Source organism: Jidongwangia harbinensis (assembly GCF_020216025.1).
Classification (GTDB): domain Bacteria; phylum Actinomycetota; class Actinomycetes; order Mycobacteriales; family Micromonosporaceae; genus Actinoplanes; species Actinoplanes harbinensis.
Genome location: NZ_JAIWNC010000017.1, coordinates 194,344 through 215,037, shown reverse-complemented (window position 1 = coordinate 215,037; position 20,694 = coordinate 194,344). Strand labels below are relative to the sequence as shown.

Sequence of the window (20,694 nt, the reverse complement as noted above, 5' to 3'; positions counted from 1 at the left end):
TCCTCCCGCGACCGGTCAGCCGATGTTGTTGCCCCACAGGGTCTTGTCGTCCGGTTTCCGGCTCGGCACGCCGCTGTAGTCGCCGCCGTCCGCGGTGACCAGTGGGGCGGAGAGCTGGTCCTCGAGCAGGCCCTCGCGTACCTGGAGGATGGTGCTGTCGTGGTCGGTCGGCCCGGGCTGGAACGTCCTGCCGTCGATGGCCGCCTTGAGGTAGTAGAGCGCGTACTTGGCGTAGAGGTCGGCCGGCTGGGAGACGGTGGCGTCGATGTTGCCGGCGGCGATCTCCTCCAGTTCCTTGGGGATGCCGTCGTTGGAGACCACGAAGACGTGCTTCGGATCGCCCGGCGGGACGAGCAGGTTGCGCTGCTTCAGCAACTGCAACGTCCCGGCCAGGGCGAAGCTCGACTGCATGTAGACGCCCTTGATGTCGGGGTGCTCGGTCAGCCGGATCTGGAGTTTCTGCGACGCGACCGCCCCGTCCCAGTTGGTGGCCTCGCCGAAAATCGTGATCCCCGGGTAGTTCTTCCGCATGCAGTCGTTGAACGCCTCGGTGCGGTCGCGGCCGTTGATCGACGCCAGGTCGCCCTGCAACATGACGACCTTGCCGCTGCCGCTCAGCTTCGTACCGAGGAACCGGCAGGCCTTCTCGCCGTAGGCGCGGTTGTCGGCGCGTACGACCATGAAGACCTCGCCCTGGTCCGGGCGGGTGTCGATGGTGACGACCGGAATCTTCTTGGTGGCCAGCGTCTGCAGGGCCGGTGCGATCGCGGCGGTGTCCTGCGGGGCCATGGCGACGCCCCGGACGCCCTGGCTGATGAACGACTGCACGTTGGAGGTCAGCTTGGCGACGTCGTTCTGCGAGTTGGTGGTCTTGAGATCCAGCCCGAGCTCGGTAGCGAACCGGGGGGTGTACTTGATGTACGAGTTCCAGAAGTCGGTGTCCGACCTCGGATAGTCGACACCGACCACCGCGGCCGCGCTGCCGCCGTCTCCGGTCGCCGGATCGTCGCCGCCGCACGCGCTCAGCAGCGCCGCGGCGGACGTCAGGACCAGGGCGGTCGAGGCGATGCTTCTCGGGTTCATCACGACTCCTCGCTCATCTCCCGGGCTGCCACTGCGGACCGCCGGGGTACGTGTACGCGGTCACCGATTCCGGGCGCATCCGCGCTCCGACGCCGGGGCCCTCTGGGGTGACGTAGCGGCCGTCCCGGATGACAACCGGATCGACGAAGTGCTGGTGCAGGTGGTCGACGTACTCGATGACCCGCCCCTGGGTGGTGCCACTGACCGCCAGGTAGTCGAACATCGCGAGGTGCTGGACCATCTCGCAGAGGCCGACGCCACCGGCGTGCGGGCAGACCGGCACGCCGAACTTGGCGGCCAGGAGCAGGATCGCGATGTTCTCGTTGACCCCGGCGACGCGGGTGGCGTCCAGCTGCAGGATGTCGATCGCCTGGGCCTGCAGGAGCTGCTTGAACATGACCTGGTTGTGGCAGTGCTCGCCGGTGGCGACCTTGATCGGTGCGACGGCCCGGCGGATGGCGGCATGGCCCAGCACGTCGTCCGGTGACGTCGGTTCCTCGATCCAGTACGGCTCGTACGGTGCCAGCGAGGTCAGCCGGCCGACCGCCTGTCCGACGCCCCACGCCTGGTTGGCGTCGATCGCGATCCGGATGTCGGGGCCCACCGCGCTGCGGGCCAGGGCCATCCGCCGGAGGTCCGCCGCCTGGTCGGCGCCGACCTTGAGTTTGATCAGGTCGAAGCCGTCGGCGACCGCCTCCCGGGCCAGGCGGACGAGTTTCTCGTCGGTGTAGCCCAGCCACCCGGGCGTGGTGGTGTACGCGGGGTAGCCGCGCGCCACCAGGTCCCGCTGCCGCTGCTCCCGTCCGGGGCGGGCCCGCCGCAACAGGTCGAGTGCCTCCTCCGGGGTGAGCGCGTCGCGCAGATACCGGAAGTCCACGAGACCGACCAGTTGTTCCGGCGACATGTCGGCCAGCAACCGCCACAGCGGCTTGCCCTCGCGGCGGGCGTACAGATCCCAGGCCGCGTTCAGGACGGCACCGGCGGCCATGTGCATCACGCCCTTGTGCGGACCGAGCCAGCGCAGTTGGCTGTCGCCGGTCAGCCGCTCGGAGAACGCCCGCAGGTCGCCCAGGACGTCGGCGACCGGCAGGCCCACCACCAGCGGCGCCAGCGCGCGGACCGCGGCGACCTGGACGTCGTTGCCGCGCCCGACGGTGAACGCCAGCCCGTAACCCTCGTCGTCACCGCTGGTCCGGATGGTCACGTACGCGGCCGAGTAGTCCGGCTCCGGATTCATCGCGTCCGATCCGTCCAGCTCCCGGGAGGTCGGGAACCGGACGTCGACCGCATCGACCGCGGTGATCACCTCAGACACTACCGGTCCTCCGTCGCCTCGCCGCCGGAACGCACGTCATGGGATGTCTTTATAGACCTCGACCTCCGTCGCGTCTAGACACATCTCTGAAACAAACGTCTCTAGCAGGAAGTTCGCACTCGCAGTGCCGTCCGTCGCGCATCCATGACGAGACGAGCCCTTCCGAGACATGGGATCACGCTGTTAGCGTGGGTCACCGCCGCCCGACCACCCGCACACCGGTCCGGCCAGTCCAGGAAGATCACCAGATGTCGCAGACGGACAAGGCGCTGACCCGCCTCCGCGAGATGATCCAGTCGGCCGAGCTGCCGCCCGGGTCCAAGCTGCCGCCCGAGCAGCAGCTCGCCTCGGAGCTGGGCGTCGGGCGCAACATCATGCGCGAGGCCGTGCGGGCCCTGGTGGCGGCCCAGGTGCTGGAGGTACGTCGCGGCAACGGCACCTTCGTCACCAGCCTCGAGCCACGCCTGTTGCTGCAGGGCATCGGCGGCGCGGTGGAACTGCTGCGGGGCGAGACCATGCTCGAACTCACCGAGGTGCGCCGGCTGTTCGAGAGCGCGGCCACCGGCCTGGCCGCGACCCGCATCTCACCTCGGCAGCTGGCCGAGGTCCGGGGTCATCTCGAGGCGATGCGGGCGGCGGCCGACGACGTGGAGCTGCTGAACCAGCACGACGCCGCCTTCCACCGCGCGGTGGTCGCCGCGACCGGCAACGAGACGCTGCTGACGGTCCTCGAGGGCATCTCCAGCCGCACCCTGCGGGCGCGGGTGTGGCGGGGGCTGGTCGACGCGGACGCGGCCGGCCGGACGCTGCTCGAACACGAGGCGATCTACGCGGCGCTCGCCGCGGGCGACGCCATCCAGGCGCAGGCCGCCGCCCTGATGCACATCACCACCACCGAATCCTGGCTGCGTGCCCACCTGCGCGACGATCCCGGCGCGCCGACCGGCACCTGAGCCGACCGACCGGCCTCCCCCGCCGACCAAAGCGAAGGGTTTCCATGCGTGCAGCCTTGTACACCGGCAACTCGACCATCGTGGTGGAGGAGCGGCCGCCCGTCCCGCCCGGCTCCGGCGAGGTTCAGATCGACGTCGCGTACACCGGCATCTGCGGCACGGACCTGCACATCCTGCACGGCGGCATGGACGGCCGGGTCCGGATTCCCCAGACCATCGGCCACGAGATGTCCGGCCACGTCGCCGCGGTCGGCGCGGACGTCGCCGGCCTCCCGGTCGGCACGCCGGTCACCGTCCTGCCTCTGCGGTGGTGCGGTGCCTGTCCCGCGTGCCTGGCCGGTCACCAGCACATCTGCCATCGGCTCGACTTCATCGGGATCGACTCGCCCGGCGCGATGCAGCAGCGATGGACCGTCCCGGCCGGCGTCGTGATACCCCTGCCGGCCGGCCTCGCGCTCCCCCACGGAGCCCTGGTCGAACCGACCGCGGTGGCCGTGCACGACGTGCGCCGGGCCGCCCTGCACGCCGGGGCGAAGGCGGTCGTCATCGGTGGCGGGCCGATCGGCGTCCTGATCGCCCTGGTGGCCCGTTCCGTCGACGCGGACGTGGTGCTCGTCGAGGTCGACGCCCGGCGGCGGGCGATCGCCGGAGAACTCGGCATCCGCACCCTCGACCCGGCACACGACGACGTCGGCGGCGAGGTGGCGGAGTGGACCGGCGGCGCCGGTGCGGCCGTGGCCTTCGAGGTCTCCGGTTCCGCGGCCGGCGTCACCACCGCCGTCGACCTGCTCGCGGTACGCGGCCGCTTGGTCGTCGTCGGCCTGCACAGCCAGCGGCGCGAGATCGACCTGTTCCGCTTCTTCTGGCGCGAACTGACCATGGTCGGCGCTCGGGTCTACCAGCGCCGCGACTACGCCACCGCCATCGACCTGCTGCGCGCCGGGCGGGTCGGTGCCGAAACCCTGATCACCCACGTGGTACCGCTGAGCGACGCGGCCGGCGCCTTCGACGCCCTGCGCGGTGGCGGTGGCGTCATGAAGGTCCTCGTCGACTGCCGGGACGCGGCATGAACCCGTTCGACCTGTCCGGCCGGCTCGCCGTCGTCACCGGCGCCCGGCGGGGCATCGGCCTGGCCGTCGCGGACGCGCTGGCGGCCGCCGGCGCCGACATCGTCGCGGTCAGCGCGCGGCTGGAAGCCACGGGCAGCGAGGTCGAGGAACGCGTCCGCGACCACGGCCGTGGTTTCACCGGGCACCGGGTGGACTTCACCGACCGCGCCGCCGTCGCCGGTCTCGCCGCCCGGTTGGCGGACGGCGAGCGGCCGGTCGACATCCTGGTCAACAACGCGGGCACGATCAGGCGGGCACCGGCGACCCAGCACACCGACGCGATGTGGGACGAGGTCCTCGCGGTCAACCTGTCCGCGCAGTTCGCCCTGAGCCGGGAGGTCGGCCGCGCCATGGTCGCCCGCCGCCGCGGAAAAATCATCTTCACGGCGTCGCTGCTGAGCTTCCAGGGTGGGGTGAACGTGCCCGGTTACACGGCGGCCAAGTCCGGCCTGCTCGGGCTCACCCGCGCACTCGCCAACGAATGGGCACCGCACGGCGTCAACGTCAACGCCATCGTGCCCGGCTACATCAGCACCGACAACACCCAGGCGCTGCGCGACGACCCGGCCCGCCACACCGCGATCCTGGACCGGATTCCGGCCGGCCGGTGGGGCGTACCCGGCGACCTGGCCGGTGCCGCGGTGTTCCTCGCCTCGGCGGCCGCCGACTATGTCCACGGCGCCGCCATTCCGGTCGACGGCGGCTGGCTGGGACGGTAGGCCACCGATGAGATCTGTGGCCGTTCCGCGCCGGCCCGGCGTCCGCCTCACCGCACTCGGCTTCGGCGCCGCCCAGGGCGGCAACCTGTACCACGCCCGGAGCGAGGAGACGGTCGCCGCCGCGGTCGATGCCGCCTGGGCGGCCGGGATGCGGTACTTCGACACCGCACCCCACTACGGGCTCGGCCTGTCCGAGCGGCGCCTCGGCGCCGCCCTCCGCGCCCGACCACGCGACGAGTACGTGGTCTCCACCAAGGTGGGACGCCTGCTCGTGCCGTCTCCGGAAACCGCACACCTGACCGACGCCGAGGGTTTCGCGGTCCCGGCGGACCACCGCCGCGTCTGGGACTTCAGCCGCGACGGCGTGCTGCGCTCCCTGGAGGCCAGCCTGACCCGCACCGGCCTGGACCGGATCGACGTGGTGTACCTGCACGACCCGGACGAGCACTGGGAGCAGGCCGCCACCGAGGCGGTACCGGCCCTGGTCGAACTGCGGGAGCAGGGCGTCGTCCGCGCCATCGGGGCCGGCATGAACCAGTCGGCGATGCTCACCCGCTTCGTCCGGGAGACCGACATCGACGTGGTGATGTGCGCCGGCCGGTTCACCCTGCTCGAACAGGGTGCGCGACACGACCTGCTGCCGGCCGCCGACCTGGCGGGGGTCGCGGTGGTGATCGCCGGCGTCTACAACTCCGGCCTGCTGGCGCATGACCGGCCACCGGCCGACGCGACCTACGACTACCGGCCGGCCCCGGCCGGCCTCCGCGACCGGGCCATCCGCATCGCCCGGATCTGCGAACGCTTCGGCACCACCCTGCCGGAGGCCGCGCTGGCGTACGTGCGCACCCATCCCGCGGTCGTCAGCACGGTCGTGGGCATGGGCGACGCGGGCCAGGTGACGGAGACCGTCCGGCGGGCGGGTGCGGAGATCCCGGCCGCCCTCTGGCCCGCGCTGGCGTCCGCGGGGCTCCTCGTCCCGTAGGGGGTGTTCCGGCCGAAAGCAGCTGTTGATCAGCCCGGTTGTCCCCGGCGTGCATGATCGACCCCATGCCCGACATCAAGTTGCGCCCGGTCCGGCGGGAAGACCTTCCGCTCCTGCACGTCGATCACACCGAGGATCCGGTCGACTCGTTCGGCTGGACCGCCACGAACGCGCTCGAGCGGGCTTACGCCGCCGACGGACTTCTCGCGTACGACCAGGGCACCTTGATCATCCAAGACGCGGACGGCGCGGCGGCCGGCCGGGTCAGCTGGCGGCCGGTGCCGCATGGGCCGAACCTCCCGTCCCGGGCGCTGAGTATCGGCACCCGGCTGCGCCCGGCCTTCCGCGGCCGCGGGCTCGGCACGGTGGGCAAGCGGTTGGTGGCCGCCTACCTGTTCGAGACCACCACGTTCGAGCGGTTGCAGGCGGAGACCGACGTCGAGAACGTCCCCGCCCAGCGGAGCCTGGAAAAGGCCGGCTTCACCCGTGAGGGCATCGCCCGGCATGCCCAATTCCGTGGCGGCGCGTACCACGACCTGGTCGTGTACAGCCGGCTGCGCGGCGACTCCTGACCACGGCGGCCAGCTCACCAGTCGGCCGAGCGAGCGCGCTGCCCACCTCGCCGGGGCGGCGGGAGATCACCCCTTGACCTTGTCGTAACTGGAGGGCGGACCATGAGGTCATGTTGTCCATCAGCGAATTCAGCTTCATGTGTCAGCTCTCGCCGCAGGCGCTGCGGTTCTATCACGCCGAGGGTCTGCTCGTCCCGGCCGCTGTCGACGAGCAGACCGGCTATCGCTGGTACGAACTCCCGCAGGTCGAGCGGGCCATGCTCATCTCCGTGCTGCGCAGCACGGGCATGAGCGTCAAGCTCGTCCGGCGTGCCGTCGAGGAGCCGGACGCGGCCCGCGACCTGTTGGCGCAGCACGTCACGGAACTGCAGCGCCGGCGGCAGACGCAGGACGCGGCCATCAGCGACGCGCACGCATTCCTCACCTCCTGGCCGGAGGTGCGCAGGGTGCACGCACCCGCGACAACCGTGGTGTCGGCAGCGGTGCCGGGCCTGGCATCCGGGAGCGACCGGTACAGGTGGGCCGCGGTCGATGCCGCCTGCACCGCCGCCGCGGCGGACCTGGTCCGCACCGTGACGTCGTGTGGTGCGGTCGTGTCCGGGACACCGTGGCGATCATGGGCGATGGGGATGCCCGAGCTGATCGCCGGCAGCGAGTCCCCGGGAGGACCGCAACTGCGGGTCACGGTTCCCGTCAGGGCGGCCGAGGGCTCCCTGGCGGAACTTCCGGACGATGTCGAGGTGCGGACGTTCGAAGCCCACGACGAGCTGTCGATCCTCGTCCCGGGGCGGACCTCGATGGCGAAGTTCGGCACCGCGTTGTCACGCCTGCTCGCACATCCCCTCGAGGACGCCGTCCTCGACATCTCCCGCATGCGCCAAGTGCCGCACCCCGACGGCATGGAAACCACCGTGGCGATCGCCGAAGCGGCCCACGACGATCGGGAGCACGAGTTCCCGAACCTGACCAACCGCGCGCACACGGTGCTGGACCTGGCCATCGGTCAGGCCCGGGCAGAGTTCTCACCCCACGTCGGAACGGGGCACCTGCTCGGCGGCATCTTCGCCGAAGGAGCCAACCTGGCGCTCGCCATGCTGCGTGCCGTCGAGATCGACCCCGCACGGGTACGACGGGACCTGGCGCAACGCACGGAGCCCGAGCCCGGCGGTTCGCAAGAGGCGGCGTCACCATCGTTGAGCACCGCGGCCGCCCGAGCGTTGGCGTTGGCCACCTCCGAGGCGGCGGCGCAGGGGTCCACGTACGTCGGGTGCGAACACCTGTTGCTCGGGCTGCTCGGCGAGACAACCGGCAGCGCCGGACACGTACTGCGGGCGTTGGGCGCCGAGATCGGATCGGCCCGCCGGGTCCTGGCCGCGGCGCTGGCCGGCGTAGCCACTCGAACGGCAGGGCGAGCTGCCGTCAGCGACCTGGCCGGGCCGGACCAGCCGGGGCACGGGCCGGCGCGGCAGTCGCGCAGTCCACCGTGATGTCGGAGCTGCCGCTGCTGTGGTAGCCCTCGGTCGCCATCACCATGAAGTTGGGGGTGCCCGGGTTCCTGCCGGCCCGGAGCCCCTACTCCGAAAACACGCCCTGACTCAGGCCCGGGCCCAGCGCTGGTTGGCTCCGCCGTGGCAGCTCCACACGATCACCGCGGAGCCGTTGGCGGTGCTGCCGCCGTTGACGTCGAGGCACAACCCGCTCTGCGCGTTGCTGATGGTGCCGTTGCCGTTGACGGCCCACTGCTGATTCGCCCCACCGCCACAGTCCCAGACCCGCACCGCGGTGCCGGCGGCGGCGTTGGCCGGCGCCTCCAGGCACTTGCCCAGCACCTGCAACGCCGGTCCGTTCTGAGTGAACTGCTGGTTCGTGCCGCCGTGGCAGTCCCAGACGATCGACGGTGTGCCGTTGCCGGCGTTCCCGCCGTTGACGTCCAGGCACCGGCCGGCGGCCTCGTTACGCAGCCGGTTCCCGGTGGGGTTCGGGCTCGTGCCGCCGTTGAGGGCGTCGAGGACCGCGGTGTAGGCGGCCTTCTTGTTGCCGGCGCAGTCGAACAGCAGCGGGTTCGCGCCGGTGCGCCAGGAGTCGCAGTCGCGCACGCCCCACACCGTGATGCCGGTGCAGCGCGGCACCGCCAGGCAGGCCCGGGTCACGGTGGCGAAGATGTTCGCCTGGTTGCCGCCCTGCTGGACGTCGAGCTCGGTGATCTGCACGTCGACGCCGAGGTCGGCGAAGCGCTGGATGTTGGCCTGGTAGGTGGAGTCGATGGTGGTGCCCAGGTGGGACTGCAGGCCGACGCAGTCGATCGGCACGCCGCGGGCCTTGAAGTCGCGGACCATGTTGTAGATGCCGGTGGACTTCGCGTTGATGCCGTCGGTGTTGTAGTCGTTGTAGCAGAGCTTCGCAGCGGGGTCGGCGGCCCGCGCGGCGCGGAACGCGGCCTCGATCCATTCGTTGCCGGTGCGCTGCAGGTTGGAGTCGCGGCGGCCGCCGGAGTTGCCGTCGGCGAACGCCTCGTTGACCACGTCCCAGGAGTGGATCTGGCCCCGGAAGTGGGTGGCCACCTGGGTGACGTGGTTGATCGCCGCGTTGCGCAGGTCGCTGCCGGACAGGCCCTCGGTCCACCGTGGCTGCTGCGCATGCCAGAGCAGGGCATGGCCGCGCACGCTCATGCCGTTGGCCCGGGCGTGGCTGACGATGCGGTCGCCGCCGGCGTAGTTGAAACCGCCCCGCTGCGGCTCGGTGGCGTCCCACTTCATCTCGTTCTCGGCGACGAGGCTGTTGAACTCCCGGTTCAGGACGGACATGTACGTGCTGTCGGAGAACTTGTACGTCCCCACCGCGGCGCCGAAGTAGCGGCCCTTCTCCGCCGCCGAGGCGCCCAATGTGGTCGCGGCCTGAGCGGCGCCGGCGAACACCAGCCCCGTACCGGCGGTGAGCAATGCGGACAGCAGCACCAGCAATGGCACTCTGGTCCTTCGCCGCCGCCGGGACAGGCTGTTCGAATGCACGATGCCTCTCATCGATCAGTACCTTCCGGAAAGGGGCGACATCGCTGCGGGAGCGCTGAAGATGCTGGCCAGCATGGGATCCGCCCGGACCACAATTGACTGACGCAATGGTTTACGTCTATGTCTGTGACATTGCCAGATTGTTTCGCGGCATTCAAGGGCGCACGTCGATGCGTACCGGAAATCTGTGCAGGGAAGGCGCTGGACCGGCGCCCGGCATCCTGGATAACACATTCTTACATTGATTTTCAGAATGGCGCGATCGTTCGGGCGAATGGCGCGGGAAACGCTCGTCCGGTGCCGGCTTCCCGGAGCGGGCCGGCGGCGCGACCGGCGCGCGCAGCGGAGCGACACCGGGAGCGAGCCGTTCCAGCGGGACCAGGTCACGGGCGGCCCGACCGCAGACCGGACACGACCGGGTGTGCCGGGTGATCCGCTTCCGCCACAACGGACTCGGCACGCCGTCCCAGCCGGCCACCGCCGCGGTCAGGTCCGGGCACCGCGGACGGGCCTCCAGCGCGGCCACGAGCGACCGGCTCAGCTCCAGGTGGTGCCGCATCCGCTGGACGCGCACACCGGAATGCGCGACGTTCCGGCCCAGCGCCGCCGCGAGTTCGGCCCGGGTGAGCCGGCCGGCGGTCTCCAGCCACCACAGCGACAGCAGCGCGCGGTCGTCCGGATCGAGCCACCGGCCGGCGCGTGCCGCCTGCCGGCGATGCCCGGACAGCTCCACCTCGGCCAGGGCCAGGCTCTCCGTCCCGGTGTCCGGCAGGTCGGGCACCTCGTCCGGGGACGCCGCCCGCCGGAGTTCGATCTCCCGCCGGTGCAGGTACGTGCTGACCTGACGGGTGGCGATCGTGGTCAGCCAGGGCCGGAAACTCTCCGGGATGCGCAGCGTGCGCAGGTCCCGCAGGACCCGCAGCATGGTCTCCTGCACCACGTCGTCGACGTCCGGAAGCCCGCCCAGCGCCCGGCGCACGATCGTGTACACCAGCGGCAGGCACGCCGCGACTAGCGTGTCGAGCGCCCGCCGGTCCCCCGCCTGCGCGGCGCCGACCAGCTCCGGCCCGTCCATCCGGCCGGCTCGTGTCACGTGGTCCGCACCGCCTCTTCGGGCCGGCGAGGGGCGCACCGCGACCTCCCTTCGGCGAACGCGGTCGCCGGCCGCCCTAGGGCGTGCCGACGTCCAGGGGATCCGGCTGAGGTACGACGCCGTTGGTGACGGCGAGCAACTGCCGGCCGGCCCGCTCGGGCCGTACGTGCGGACCGTCGGGTGCGGGCGCGGCCCGGCGGTGCACTGCGGTGATCGCTTCCTGGTGGACCCGGATGCCGAGACCCGGCGAGCCGCCGAGGACGTAGGCACCGTCCGCCACGTGCAGGTCCAGGGCCACGCCGACCGGCGGCCGGAGATCCTGCAGTTCGCTCACCAGGTGGTTGGGCACCGAGGTGGCGGCGTGCAGCAGGGCGATCGGGGTGGTGCCGATCGGGCTGACCGGCAGGTCGTGGGCGTGCGCCAGGGCGGACACCCGCAGGAAGTGGGTGACGCCCCAGACCGCGGCCGTCTGCACGATGTCGAGGCCGCCCGCGGCGAGCAGCGGACGGAACTGTTCGAGCCCGGTCAGGTTCTCGCCGCTCGCGACCGAGGTGCGTACGCCGCGGCTGACCGCGGCGAGCCCGTCGGCGTCCCAGCGCCGGACCGGCTCCTCGATCCAGGTCAGATCCAGGGTGCGTTCGAGCTCGCTGACATGCCGGACCGCCTGCTTGCGGGTCCACGACTCGTTGGCGTCCAGCATCAGTCCCGGCCGGGTCCCGTGTGCCGCGCCGGCCAGCACCTCCCGGACCAGGGTCAGGCGGTGCCGGTCCCGCTCGACGTCCAGGCCGCCCTTGAGCTTCGCCGCCCGGAGCCCGAGTTGGGCGTACACCTGGTAGAGGGCGACGAGTTCCTCGTCGGTCAGGCCGATGTCGAGGCCGGAGGCGTAGGCGTGGACCCGGGGGTCCCGGCCGCCCAGCAGCCGCCACAGCGGCTCCCCGGCGGCCTGCGCCTTGATGTCCCACAGCGCCGTGTCGAACGCCCCGATCGTGCCGAACACCACGCCGTTGTGGCCGGCCTTGAAGGTCTGCCGCAGCATCCGGTCGTACAGCGCCGGCACCGCTCGTGGATCCTCGCCGTCGATGGCGGCGAAGATGGCGCCGGCCTCGACGTGCGGTCCCAGGCCGACTCCGGTGATCCCCTCGTCCGTGTCGACCAGGATGATCGGCACGGGCATGACGCCGTCGGCGTAGACGCCGTTGGCGTCCCCGACGGGACGGCCCCACTCCTGCACTGTCGTCAAGGTCCGGTATCCGGTGATCCGCATGTCAGCCCTTCGTCGCACCGGCGGTCACGCCGTCGGCAATCTGGCGCTGGAGGAACAGGTAGGTCACCAACACCGGCACCGCGGCGATCAGCACCCCGGCCGCGAAGGTGGGGATGTCGTCGGAGTACTGACCGCGCAGGGAGGTGACACCCACCATCAGCGTGCGATGGTCAGCCGACGGCATCATCAACAGCGAGATGAGTACGTCGTTCCAGCAGAACAGCGCGTTGAGGATGCCGACCGACAGCAACGCCGGGGCGCCCATCGGGAGCATGATCCGCCGGTAGACGCCGTACACGGTGTTGCCGTCGATCCGGGCCGCGTCGATGATCTCGGACGGCACCGCCCGGTAGTAGCTCGTCATCAGGAAGACGGTGAACGGCAGGAACTGCGCCACGTACGCCAGGATCAGGCCCGGATAGGTGTCGATCAGCCCGAGGTCGGCCATGGTCCGGGCCAACGGCACCATGATCACCTGGAACGGGATGAACAGCGCCGCGAGGCAGATCAGGAACAGCGCGGTCGAGCCGCGGAACCGCAGCTGGCTGAGGGCGAACCCGGCCATCGAGCCGATGATCAGCAACAGCGCCACCGCACCGGCCACGACGACGAGGGAGTTGACGAAGTACCGCGCCATGCCGACGCTGTTCCAGGCGATGCCGAGGTTCTCCCAGTGCAGGGTGCCGGTCAGCGAGAACCGGTCGAGGATGTACTCCCTGCGGGTCTTCATCGCGACGTTGGCGGCGAACAACAGCGGATAGACCGTCGCCAGGGCGAGCACCGCCATCGGCACCGCGACCAGCCACCGGCCCAGACGGCGCGACATCAGTCCTCCCGTCCCACGCGGCGCAGCAGATGGATCTGCACCAGGCCGACGACCAGCATGATCAGGAACAGCACCGTGGACGCGGCCGAGGCGAGGGCGGGACGGTTCATCTGTCCCTGCTGGACCCAGATGTAGTACTCGGGCAGGTAGGTCGACCCCTCCGGGCCCCCGCCGGTCATCACGTAGAGCAACCCGAACATCGAGGTCAGCATCCCGATCATGGTGGTCACGAAGACGAACTGGATGGTGCGGGCCAGGCCGGGGATGATGACGTGCCGGATGGACTGCGGCAGGGATGCGCCGTCGACCCGGGCCGCGTCCAGAAGCGCGGGGTCCAGGGTGGCGAAGCCGGCGAGGAAGACGACCAGCGCCATCCCGAACGTCGCCCAGACGTGCACGCCGACGACGGCGAAGACGGCCACCCGTGGATCGCCGAGCCAGTCCACCGGGCCGGCGCCGGCACCGCCGAGGACGGCGTTCAGCGGGCCGTCGTAGGCCAGCAGCAGGTTGAAGATCGCGCCGACGATCACCGGGGAGAGTACGGCCGGGAAGAAGTACACGCTGCGGAACAGCCGGTGCCCGGGCACCCGCAGGTAGATGAAGGTGGCGAGCAGCCCGGGCAGCGCGACGGCGACCGGGAGCAGCAGCACCAGCAGCCCCACGTTGCGCAACGCGGTGCGGAACAGCGGGTCGTCGAACAGGTCCGCGTAGTTGTCGAGTCCGACCGACGTGCCGTTGCGTTCGCCGTCGCCGGTGAGGGAGAAGTTGACGCCCAGCATCAGCGGCCACAGCCGTAGCCCCACGATGATCAGGAGGGCCGGCGCGATCAGCACGTAGGGCGCGAGGCGTTCGGCGCGCCGGCCGTCCCGGGCCTTCCGGGAGCCGCTCGTCGCGGCGCCCGCCACCGGCTCGCCGGCCCCGGTACGGTCCGCCGGCCTCGGCTCGGCGGGGCGCACCGGCGAGGAACTTCCGGCCGGCACGATCAGCCCGGCTGGTCGGAATCGGCGAGCTGCTGCACCGCCCGGTCGACCGTGACCGACCCGCTGAGCAGTTGCTGGGAGAGCCGTCCCATCAGGTCCACGGTCTTGGACGACAGGGCGACGTGCAGCGCCGGCTTGCCGTCGTCGATCGCCGCGACGATGGTGGCGACCGCGGGACCGGCGCCGGACACCTCGATGGTCCGGTCGGCCGCGATCGCCCCGGCGTCGGCGTAGAACGCGGTCAGCGCCTCGGCCGAGGTGAGCGACCGCACCAGGTCGGCGGCGACCTTCGGGTCCTTCGTCCACTTCGCCACCGCGTAGCCGATGCCGCCGTCGTACGGCAGGCTCGGCGTGGTTCCGGCCGTCACCACCGGCGACTTCATGACCCCGACGTTGCCGGCGTCCAGGAACTCGGCGAAGTCCTGCCAGTGCCCGACGTCCGACATCAGCCCGATGACGTGTGCGGCCTTGCCGGACTGGAACACCGCGAATGCGTCGTTGAACATCGCCGTCGAGTTCGCGCCGGGGTTGTTCAGGCCCTTGTCGTTGACCTCTTTCCAGAGCGCGAAGACCCGCTTGACGTTCGGCGAGGTCCAGTTCCGTTTGCCGGCGATCCAGTCGTCGTACTCCTGCGGGGTGAGGATGCCGGAGCCGAGACCGGACAGGAAGAACTGGATGCCGATGCCTTCCTTGTTGCCCTGCGCGAAGCACTTCGCCCCGGTCGTCCGGGTGATGGCCGCGCAGTTGGCGACGAAGGTGTTCCAGTCGGCGGGCGGTCGCTCCGGGTCGAGCCCGGCCTTCCGGTAGAGCGACTTGTTGTAGTAGACGGGGTGGCCCTGCAAGGTCACCGGGGCGGCGTAGGTCTTGCCGCCCGAGGTGAAGGCCTCCCACCCGGCCAGCCGCTGCCGGTCCGCGCCGACGTACTCGTCCAGCGGCAGCAGCGCGTCCGCCCGGTCGCGGATCTGCCCGCCGCCGTTGAACAACATGACGTCCGGACCCTTGCCGGCCTGGATGGCCGCTCCGAGCAGCGTGTAGTACTGCTCGAACGGCTGCGCCACGAACTCGACGGTCACGCCGCCGTGCTTCTTGGCGAAGTCCGCCTTCGCCTTCTCGACGTACGAGGCCGCGGACGCGTCCCCGGACTTCCAGTCCCAGACGACGAGCTTGCCGCCGGAACCGCCGGACCCGGAATCGGGCTCCGCGGCGCTGCCACAGCCGGACAGGACCAGCCCGGCCACCAGGATCGCGCCCCACACCGCTCGCTGCTTCATTGCCGCTCACACTCCAGGTTGCCGGCGGGCCGGATGTTGACCAAGAGGACGCGAAACATAACTCGTATGACGTATGATGTCAAGGCGGTGCTCTATAGTACGGGGGTGCGCGCAGTCACGGCGGGCTACGGAGGGTGAAATGACGGCAGCAGCGAAGTCGGCCGCCAGCGTCGCCGGGCCTCCCGCCTGGTCCCGGCGACCGGCGAACCTCGCCACGGCGGTTACGGCCGAGCTGGCGGAGCGCATCATCCGCGGCGTCCACCCGCCGGGCTCACCGCTGCCGCCCGAGCCGGTGCTCTGCGCGACCTTCTCGGTCAGCCGCACCGTGGTGCGGGAGGCGGTGAAGATCCTCCAGGAGAAGGGGCTGGTGCAGGTGCGTCAGGGCACCGGCACCATGGTCACCCCGCCGGCCATGTGGAACATGCTGGACGAACTCGTCCTGGGCGCCACCATCGCCGAGGACGCCAGCCTGGCCATCCTGGACGACCTGGTGGTCACCCGGCGCGTGCTGGAGTCCGACATGGCCAACGTCGCCGCCCGGCTGGCGGACGACGCGACCCTCGACCGGCTGCGCACGCTGGTCGACGAGATGGACGACCTGGTCGACGACCACGTCACCTACCACGACCACGACCGCGCCTTCCACGACACGGTCATGCAGGCGTCCGGCAACCGCATCGCCCGCGCCGTGGTCCGCGCGCTGGAGAGCCAGGTGAGCAACACCGCCCGCTACATGGGACGCACCGAGCGGGCCCTGTGCGTGGCCTCCAACCGCGGCCACCGGCACATCTACGAGCGGATCGCGGCCCGTGATCCCGAGGGTGCGGCCGACGCGATGTTCACCCACATCACCGAGGCGTGGGTGGTACGCCGCAGCGGGCCGGACGAGCCCACCCGCCTGCGGCGCTGACCCGCCGCACCCGTCCCCGCGCCTCATCGGAGCGCCCACTGCTGGTTGGCGCCGCCGTGGCAGGACCAGAGATTGATGGTGGTGCCGTTGGCGGTACCCGCTCCGGTGGCGTCCAGGCACAGTCCCGACAGGACCCCGACGATCGTCCCGTCGGCGCGGACGTTCCACTGCTGGTTGGCCTGACCGTTGCAGTCCCAGATGATCACGGCGGTGCCGTTGGTGGCGCCCTGCCCGCTGGCGTCCAGGCACTTGGTGCCGCCGTACACGGTCAGCTGCCGGGCGGAGGTGTGCGTCCAGGTCTGATGTGCGGCCCCGGTGCAGTCCCCCAGTTGCGTCCGGGTGCCGTTGCCGGTGGCCGCGCCCGGTACCTCGACGCACCGGCCGGACTGGGTACCCACCAGCCGGGCGCCCTGCGGGCTGCTCCCGCCCTGCGGTCCGGCCGACGCCTTTACGGCCTGGGCGCCGGACGGCCAGTTCCCGTTGGTCACCGTGACGTTGGTGTGCACGACGTTGCCGCGGTCGCCGTTGGTCACGTTGCTGTTGCCGTTGCTCGCCCAGTTGTTGGTGACCGTGAACGTGCCCATGTTCTCGCCGCCCCAGTAGTTGGCGGTGGCCCAGGTGCCGACGGCGTCGAAGACGTTGCCGGTGGCGGTGTAGTACTTGGAGCCTTCGTCGAAGTACAGACCGAACCAGCCATTGGTACGCAGGCAGTGGTTCCCGCTGATCTGGGCGCCCGGGTTCCACCCCAGCGTGTAGATGCATCCGCCGTCGGTCATCTGCTGCATCACGTCGTGGATGTAGTTGCCGACCAGCCGGTTGTTCGCGGCGGTCGTCGGCGTGGTGTACCGCGGCTGGTAGTTGTACAGGCCCCGGTTGGCGTAGTGGTTGCTGCCGCCGGCGTCGTTGGAGCCCCAGCCGTACCCGATCGACATGCCGGAGTACGGCAGGTTGTAGACCTCGTTGTGCGACACGGTGGTGTTGGTGACGTAGGTGGTGAGGACCGAGACGCTGCCCCGGTACTCGATGCCGAGGTCGTGGATGCGGTTGTTGCTGACCGTGATGTCGCGGTTGACCATCCGCTGGTCGCCGGGATGGTGCGCGTCGGCGCGCACGCCGCCCACCACGATGCCGCCGGCCGAGTTGCGGGCGATCTCCGATCCGGTGACCGTGATCCGGCTGGCACCCAGCCCGACGCCGCTGGCGTGGGCGTTCGCGTCGTTGCCGATGCCGACGGCCGTCTGCCCGAGGTTGACGAACCGCGAGCCGCTGAACGTGATCGAGTCGGCGGCGGAGACCTGTACCGCCGCGGGCATCTGGTTCCAGTGCGGCCGGGCCGCCTCGAACTGGGCACAGCCCTGCTGGCAGGCGGACAGCGCCGGCCAGTTCCAGTTGCCGGTGAGGTACGCGCCGGTCTGCTGGTCCGCGAAGCCCTGGTTGCTGCTCGGCGCCAGCCAGCTCGTGCCGGTGAAGGTGATCCCGCCGAACGTGATGTGGTGCGCGGGCGCGTCGTAGGTGCCGCCCAGGTGCACCAGCGACGGCAACGTCGGTAGCTCCACCGCGGCCGTGCTCAGGTTCTGGCCGGGTAGCGGGGCGTAGTAGAGCACCCCGGTGGCCCGGTTGAGATACCACTCGCCGGCCGCGTCCAGGAACTCGTACGCGTTGGTGAGATACAGCGGGCCGGCCCGGTGCGGGCTGGAGAACGTGTCGTACCCGAAGATGTTGTTGCTCCAGCCGGGCTGCTGCATCGTGATGACGTTGCCGGCGATGCTCTGCACCGACACGTACCGGTCGGTGAACGAGTTGACGCTCTCCATCTGGATCCGGTTCTGGTCGGCCAGGTTGTTGAGGTAGCTCAGAGCACCGTTGCCGAACCGGAGGCCGGTGCTGGTGGCCGTGAAGTCCGCCCGGTTCACCTGGGTACGCGCCCGGGTGGCGATCGCGCCGTCCACGTAGAGCTGCCGGGTGTCGAGGCCGGCTCCGACGTCGGCCCGCCAGATGTTGCGTCCGGCGTCGGCCAGGGTCCACCCGGTGACGGCCCGGGCGCCGCTGATCACCGGGCGGGCCGACGGAGCCGCCTGCCACACCACGGTGTGGCCGTTGGTGCCGGAGTCCTCGGCGGTCAGCCGGAGCGGCGCCGACAGCCGGTACACGCCGTCGGACAGCTGCACCACGATGTCGTCGGACATCGCGTCGTTCAGCGACCGGACGGCGGCCTGCGCACCGGTCAGCGAGCACGGTTGGGCGCTGGAGCAGGTGGTGCCGCTGCCGGACGGCGCGGCGTAGAGCATCGTGGGCGCCGCCCAGGCCGGGGACGCCCCGGCCACCACCCCGGCCGCGGCGATCGCCGCCGCCGCGGCGGCGCCGGCGAGCACCTGCCTTCGCAGCGTGGACAACGCGGGTACCGGCACGGGCCTCTCCTCGTCGTGGGGTGGTGTACGGGGGCGCGCCCCTCCGGGCGGGTCGGCGAAACCGACCGGAGGGCCGCGCCAGGCGGTATGACGTATGACGTATGACACGACCAAATTAAGCGCATGTCGCGGGCAAGTCAAGTGACGTCCGTCGATATCAATGGGCCACCCCGCGCAGGTACGCCAGACCGTCCGTCGCCAGCCGGTCCTGCGACTCGGCGAGGGGCCGCCAGATCGAGGCGGCGGTGGCGATGGCCTCGTTCCGGGCGGTGAACGACTCGATGCAGACCGCACCGCGGTAGCCGGTGGTCCGCAGCGCGCCGAAGAAGCCGGGCCAGTCGAAGTGGTCCCGGCCGGGTGTGCCCCGGTCCGTGCCGCTGACCTGGACGTGCTTGATCCGGGAACCGGCGAGGCGCACGGCCGCGCAGGGGTCGGACTCCTCGATGTTCATGTGGTACGTGTCGATCATCAGGCCGACGTTCCGGGGCAGGCCGTCGATCAGGTCGAGCGCCTGCGACACGGTGTTGACGACGCTGGTCTCGTACCGGTTGAGCGCCTCCACCCCGATGCTCACGCCCCGCTCGCCGGCGTGGTCGGCCACCGGCCCCAGGGCCTCGCGGAACTCCGCGTGGCAGGCCGCCCGGGCCGCCGGCGACAGGTGCCAGGTCCGGCCCACCGAGGCGTAGACCGGGCCGCCGACGCACGGCGCCCCGAGCACGGCCGCACTGTCCACACAGGTCCGCAGATACGCCGCGGTGGACGCGACCACGGCGGCCGGAGCGGCCACCAGCTCCCGCCCCGGCGGCGTCACCGCGCAGACGCTCGCGGCAGCCAGGCGGTACGACGCCAGCAGATCCCGGGTACGGACCGGGTCCCAGTCGCCGGGCTGCTCGAGCGGCAGTTCGACCGCGTCGAAGCCGAACGCGGCGATCCGCGGGATCAGCTCGGCCAGCGCCGCGTCGTCGACGGGCGAGGTCCACACCCACGGGCTGACCCCGATCGCGAACACGGACTACTTCCAGCGCTGCGGGTAGCCGGGCAGGTCCGCGCAGCCGCACATGGCGTAGTGCAGCGGAGGCATGCCGGGATCGAGATACCGGTCCAGGTTGTCCTGGGTGATGGTCGGCTGCGGCAGCTTCCACGGGCTGGACACCGGTTCGCCGTTCAGGATGCGCAGGGCGGCGATGATCGGCGTACGCCACTGGTAGGTGGGATACGTCGGGGCGATCGCGGTGAGCTTCTTCTCCTTCCACAGCTTCAGGAAGTCCAGCTGGTCCTCGCCGTTGATCGGTGGCACCGGGCGGCCCGCGTCGAGGAACGCTTCGACCGCGGCGACCGCGACCGCACCCGCGTCCATCCAGACGCCGTCGATCGTGCCGTACCGCTGGATGTAGTCGTTGACGATCTTCTTGGTCTTGGCCGGGTCGCCGTCGGTGAACTCGACACCGACCAGGTCGACGCCGGCCTTGTCGAACGCGACCTTCGCGGCCGCCCAGCGCGTCTCCAGCACGTCGACGCCGGGCAGGATGCGCAGCGCGAGGACCTTGCCTCCCGGCTTCATCCGCCGGCCGACGAACTCGGCCGAGACGTGGCCGAAGCCGTACCCGCCGATCGGGTTGATGAAGGTGACCGGGCAGGTCGAGTCGACGCCGCGGTCGAAGACGATGACCGGCAGCCCCTTGCGGCAGGCCGCCTCCACGGCCGGGGTGAGCGTGGCGGTGGTGTTCGGCGACACGATGAGCGCGTGGCATCCCTTGCCGAGCAGGTCGTTGATGTCCGCGATCTGCTTCTGGTCCTTGCCCTCCGCGTCGACGTGCAGGAACTGCCTGATGTGGCTCCCGTGCGTCTCGACCTCGGCCTGCATGGTCTTGAAGCCGACCTGCCGCCACGGGTTGTTCAGGCCCGCGTTCGAGAAGCAGATCTTGTACGGGCCGGGCTTCTTGAACTTCGCGGTCTCCACCATCGCCGGGTTGAGCACCTGTTCCCACGGCTTGTCGGACGGCCCGGCCGGCGTGGCGCCGAGGAGCGCGAGTTCGGCGTCGTACGCGGCCTGTTCGAAGAACGTCGACTGTTCCCCGGTGCCCGGCGCGGCGGTCCCGGCCGAGGCGCTCGGCGTGGTGCCGGTGGGTTCGTCGGTGGCGCAGCCGGCGAGCGCCACCAGCGCACCGACCGCCAGGGCGGCTATCGAAGATCGCACGGAA

At 70.9% G+C, this 20,694-nt stretch carries 18 protein-coding genes; 7 read left to right on the top strand and 11 right to left on the bottom strand.

The features are described from left to right. Positions 1-15 precede the first annotated feature (15 nt). Both LDL48_RS21875 and LDL48_RS21870 read right to left on the bottom strand, forming a co-directional pair. A complete protein-coding gene (locus LDL48_RS21875) occupies positions 16-1,083 on the bottom strand; it encodes a sugar ABC transporter substrate-binding protein (RefSeq protein WP_225257049.1) in 1,068 nt (355 codons plus the stop codon). A gap of 13 nt (positions 1,084-1,096) precedes the next feature. Continuing rightward, on the bottom strand, positions 1,097-2,398 hold the full coding sequence (locus LDL48_RS21870) for an enolase C-terminal domain-like protein (protein WP_225257048.1): 1,302 nt from the start codon (positions 2,396-2,398) through the stop codon (positions 1,097-1,099). Positions 2,399-2,646: 248 nt separating this feature from the next. On the opposite strand from LDL48_RS21870, the gene LDL48_RS21865 reads away from it, so the two are divergent. From LDL48_RS21865 to LDL48_RS21840, 6 genes are all read left to right on the top strand, one after another. Continuing rightward, positions 2,647-3,351 carry a FadR/GntR family transcriptional regulator gene (locus LDL48_RS21865; protein ID WP_225257047.1) on the top strand — a complete coding sequence of 235 codons (705 nt, stop codon included), beginning with the start codon at positions 2,647-2,649 and terminating at the stop codon, positions 3,349-3,351. A 44-nt stretch (positions 3,352-3,395) separates the two neighbouring features. Next, a complete protein-coding gene (locus tag LDL48_RS21860; RefSeq protein ID WP_225257046.1) occupies positions 3,396-4,421 on the top strand; it encodes a zinc-dependent alcohol dehydrogenase in 1,026 nt (341 codons plus the stop codon). Continuing rightward, positions 4,418-5,179 carry an SDR family oxidoreductase gene (locus tag LDL48_RS21855; protein WP_225257045.1) on the top strand — a complete coding sequence of 254 codons (762 nt, stop codon included), beginning with the start codon at positions 4,418-4,420 and terminating at the stop codon, positions 5,177-5,179. The genes LDL48_RS21860 and LDL48_RS21855 overlap by 4 nt, the downstream gene beginning before the upstream one ends. A 7-nt stretch (positions 5,180-5,186) precedes the next feature. Next, the gene (locus tag LDL48_RS21850; protein WP_225257044.1) at positions 5,187-6,161 is read left to right on the top strand and encodes an aldo/keto reductase; all 975 of its coding nucleotides are present in this window, start codon (positions 5,187-5,189) and stop codon (positions 6,159-6,161) included. 65 nt (positions 6,162-6,226) lie between these two features. After that, positions 6,227-6,733 (top strand): GNAT family N-acetyltransferase, encoded by a 507-nt coding sequence (locus LDL48_RS21845; protein WP_225257043.1) that lies wholly within the window; start codon positions 6,227-6,229, stop codon positions 6,731-6,733. 110 nt (positions 6,734-6,843) lie between these two features. Continuing rightward, positions 6,844-8,220, top strand: coding sequence for a Clp protease N-terminal domain-containing protein (locus LDL48_RS21840; RefSeq protein WP_225257042.1), 1,377 nt, complete (start codon positions 6,844-6,846; stop codon positions 8,218-8,220). A gap of 108 nt (positions 8,221-8,328) precedes the next feature. Here the strand turns inward: LDL48_RS21840 and LDL48_RS21835 are convergent, their stop codons facing one another. From LDL48_RS21835 to LDL48_RS21810, 6 genes are all read right to left on the bottom strand, one after another. Then, entirely contained in the window at positions 8,329-9,753 is a 1,425-nt protein-coding gene (locus LDL48_RS21835; protein ID WP_372472165.1) for an endo-1,4-beta-xylanase, read from the bottom strand. Positions 9,754-9,895: 142 nt separating this feature from the next. After that, entirely contained in the window at positions 9,896-10,834 is a 939-nt protein-coding gene (locus tag LDL48_RS21830; protein ID WP_225257040.1) for an RNA polymerase sigma factor, read from the bottom strand. A 76-nt stretch (positions 10,835-10,910) separates the two neighbouring features. Next, a complete protein-coding gene (locus LDL48_RS21825) occupies positions 10,911-12,098 on the bottom strand; it encodes a mandelate racemase/muconate lactonizing enzyme family protein (RefSeq protein WP_225257039.1) in 1,188 nt (395 codons plus the stop codon). 1 nt (position 12,099) lies between these two features. Further along, on the bottom strand, positions 12,100-12,924 hold the full coding sequence (locus LDL48_RS21820; protein ID WP_225257038.1) for a carbohydrate ABC transporter permease: 825 nt from the start codon (positions 12,922-12,924) through the stop codon (positions 12,100-12,102). Then, complete coding sequence (locus LDL48_RS21815) at positions 12,924-13,880, bottom strand: carbohydrate ABC transporter permease (protein WP_225257037.1); 957 nt, start codon at positions 13,878-13,880, stop codon at positions 12,924-12,926. Before LDL48_RS21815 ends, LDL48_RS21820 begins: the two co-directional genes overlap by 1 nt. Before the next feature lie 26 nt (positions 13,881-13,906). Further along, entirely contained in the window at positions 13,907-15,175 is a 1,269-nt protein-coding gene (locus LDL48_RS21810; protein WP_225257036.1) for an ABC transporter substrate-binding protein, read from the bottom strand. 139 nt (positions 15,176-15,314) lie between these two features. Here LDL48_RS21810 and LDL48_RS21805 point away from each other — a divergent pair, with 139 nt between their 5' ends. Beyond that, a complete protein-coding gene (locus tag LDL48_RS21805) occupies positions 15,315-16,085 on the top strand; it encodes a FadR/GntR family transcriptional regulator (protein ID WP_225257035.1) in 771 nt (256 codons plus the stop codon). A gap of 23 nt (positions 16,086-16,108) precedes the next feature. Here the strand turns inward: LDL48_RS21805 and LDL48_RS21800 are convergent, their stop codons facing one another. The 3 genes from LDL48_RS21800 to LDL48_RS21790 all read right to left on the bottom strand — a co-directional run bounded on the left by LDL48_RS21800 (position 16,109) and on the right by LDL48_RS21790 (position 20,690). Next, complete coding sequence (locus LDL48_RS21800) at positions 16,109-18,493, bottom strand: ricin-type beta-trefoil lectin domain protein (protein WP_225257034.1); 2,385 nt, start codon at positions 18,491-18,493, stop codon at positions 16,109-16,111. A 157-nt stretch (positions 18,494-18,650) separates the two neighbouring features. Next, positions 18,651-19,502, bottom strand: coding sequence for a sugar phosphate isomerase/epimerase family protein (locus LDL48_RS21795; RefSeq protein WP_225257033.1), 852 nt, complete (start codon positions 19,500-19,502; stop codon positions 18,651-18,653). A gap of 3 nt (positions 19,503-19,505) precedes the next feature. Next, positions 19,506-20,690 carry a substrate-binding domain-containing protein gene (locus LDL48_RS21790; protein ID WP_225257032.1) on the bottom strand — a complete coding sequence of 395 codons (1,185 nt, stop codon included), beginning with the start codon at positions 20,688-20,690 and terminating at the stop codon, positions 19,506-19,508. Positions 20,691-20,694: the final 4 nt, after the last annotated feature.